The 254-nt window shown below is 35.0% G+C and carries 1 protein-coding gene; it reads left to right on the top strand.

The features are described from left to right. On the top strand, positions 1-254 hold a 254-nt coding region (locus AOA62_RS25695; protein ID WP_143521916.1), incomplete at both ends, for an aminotransferase class III-fold pyridoxal phosphate-dependent enzyme.

A 254-nucleotide genomic window follows, 5' to 3' on the forward strand; every position in this document is an offset into this window, starting at 1 on the left:
GCCTTTAATGCTTCCTTTTAATAATATAGATGCAACGGAAAAATTAATTGAAAGAAATGCTTCTGAACTAGCAGCGGTGATAATTGAACCTGTACAAGGTGGATTTATACCTGCTGAACAGAGCTTTATGAATAAATTAAGGGAAATTACGAGTAGGAATGGGATCATTCTTATTTTTGATGAGGTGAAAACTGGATTTCGTAGTTCCTTAGGTGGTGGACAGGAAATCTATGATATCACACCAGATATTACTA

Source organism: Pseudomonas sp. 2995-3, assembly GCF_002742565.1.
Taxonomy (GTDB): Bacteria; Pseudomonadota; Gammaproteobacteria; order Pseudomonadales; family Pseudomonadaceae; genus Aquipseudomonas; species Aquipseudomonas edaphica.